The 2,136-nt window shown below is 66.1% G+C and carries 2 protein-coding genes; both read left to right on the forward strand.

Translation table 11 applies throughout. The annotated features are described in order from the left end of the window. The first annotated feature begins 580 nt into the window (after positions 1-580). Complete coding sequence (locus SM611_RS37560) at positions 581-1,705, forward strand: reverse transcriptase domain-containing protein (protein ID WP_371955166.1); 1,125 nt, start codon at positions 581-583, stop codon at positions 1,703-1,705. Further along, complete coding sequence (locus tag SM611_RS37565; protein ID WP_371955167.1) at positions 1,621-1,971, forward strand: group II intron maturase-specific domain-containing protein; 351 nt, start codon at positions 1,621-1,623, stop codon at positions 1,969-1,971. Before SM611_RS37560 ends, SM611_RS37565 begins: the two co-directional genes overlap by 85 nt. Positions 1,972-2,136: the final 165 nt, after the last annotated feature.

Genomic DNA, 2,136 nt, shown 5'->3' on the forward strand with positions numbered 1-2,136 from the left:
CGTGCGCCCAGCAGAACGGGAGGTGATGCCGCGTGAGCGGCTGATCTTGTTCGTAAGCTCGTCGTCGCTTGCCGGTGTGAGTCCGGTCCGGGTAGCTGCCAGGAGGCCCGGTAGCAGGCTGGCGGTTCCGTCTGGAAACGGGCGGGGTCGAAGCCCAGCGTCAAAGGCCCTGATGGGGGAGCGACGGTGCGGTCCGTAGTGTGAAGCGAAGCCTGCGGCGTCGTTACTCACCCGCCCGTGAGGGTGGGGCAAGGGAGTGCCGAGCCCTTCGGAATCGGGGTGAAGGCCATGGAAGCGGTGAAGAGCCTGGAAGCAGCCGCGAAGAACTCCCCGGCGTATGGGGCGCGGAACGTGCCGATAGTGGCGGCGGGAACTGGGGAGGCCCTCTCCGGCCCAGTGACCTGCGGAAATTGTTGCTGGAGCGTCGCACCCTATAACCGATGACCTCGGGAAGTGGGTGGCGTGCCGGAAGGGCGTCGGAGGTGGCCGTAGTACTGATCGAGCCGACCGGACAACACAACCGGCGGTGAGGGAAGGGCCACTGCTTCGTCGATGCATGTGATGTTGAGGAGGAGGCCCGGTGAGTGCCGGTCAGGCTATTACCGCCGCTTCGGGATCGCGTCGGCTGTCAGTGCCGCGTGATCCGGTCCGTGCCTTGCAGCATGTGCTCTACCGGGCGGCCAAGGCCGATCCCGGACGCAGGTTCCACGCGTTGATGGACAAGGTCTATCGCAGAGACGTCCTGCAACGCGCGTGGGTGACGGTGCGTGCGAACAACGGCGCACCGGGCATCGACCGGACCACCCTGGCCGAAGTCGAGGAGTACGGGATTGCCCGGCTCCTGGATGAGTTGGCCGCTGAGCTTCGGGAAGGCCGTTATCGTCCGCTGCCCGCTCGTCGGGTTCTGATTCCCAAACCGGGGGTCAGGGACGAATGGCGGCCGTTGTCGATCCCGGCCGTTCGGGACCGGGTCGTGCAGGCCGCGCTAAAGATCGTGTTCGAACCGGTCTTTGAGGCGGACATGCTCGACTGCTCGTTCGGGTTCCGGCCCCGGCGGTCAGCCCATGACGCCCTGCAAGTGCTCATTGACGAGCAGGCGAAAGGGCGCCGGTGGGTGGTGGAGACGGATATCGCCAGCTGCTTCACGGCGATCCCGCACGATGAGTTGATGCGAGCGGTCGAGGAACGCGTCTGTGACCGGACCGTCCTGAAACTCCTGCGGCAGATTCTGCGCGCCGGGGTGATGCAGGACGGGCAGGTGCGACGCGAAGTCACCGGCAGCCCGCAGGGCGGGGTCATCAGCCCTGTCTTGTGCAACGTCTACCTGCACCGGCTCGACCGGGCATGGGACGAAGCGGATGGGGTGCTGGTCCGTTACGCAGACGATCTGATCGCGATGTGCTGGTCGCGCAGTCAGGCCGAACGGGCTCTTGCCCGGCTGACCGAGCTGCTGGCCGGTCTGGGTTGGAGCCCAAGGCGGCCAAGACCCGCATCGTCCATCTGGAGGTCGGTGGGGAGGGCCTGGATTTCCTTGGGTTCCATCACCGGCTTGTCAGATCCAGAGGCGTCAACGGGAAACGTGGCTTTGTGTTCCTCGCGCGCTGGCCCGCGGACAAGGCCATGCGGCATGCCCGCGACCGGATCCGGGAGATCACCGACCGGAGCAGGCTGCCGCGACGGCCGGAGGCGATCGCGGAGGACCTGAACAGGTTTCTTCGCGGCTGGGCGGCGTACTTCAAGTACGGGCATTCGGCAGAGCGTCTCAGCAAGATCAGGAGATTCGCGCAGTGGCGGCTGGCGCGGTTCGTCAGCAAGAAGCACCGGCGCAGCGCGAAGTTCGGATGGTGGGTCATGAGCAACGCGCGGCCCATCGACCTCGGCCTGATCAGCTTGTATGGAATCGTCGTCGCACCCAGGGCTGGAAAGCCTTGGCGGGTAAGACCGAATGCCGGCGGTGAACGACGTCGGTAAGCCGTGTGCGGGAGAACCGCATGCACGGTTTGACGGGCGGGAGCTGGAAACGGAGCAGAACTGGTCACGGTCATCGGGGAAAGCACACCCGACCGGGAAACCGGCGGAAGACAGGCCCCGAGCCCTACCGCCCGAAATGCCACCGCGCCAGCTCCCGACCCTCCA

The sequence above is a fragment of the Actinomadura monticuli genome (genome assembly GCF_041463655.1).
GTDB classification, from domain to species: domain Bacteria; phylum Actinomycetota; class Actinomycetes; order Streptosporangiales; family Streptosporangiaceae; genus Spirillospora; species Spirillospora monticuli.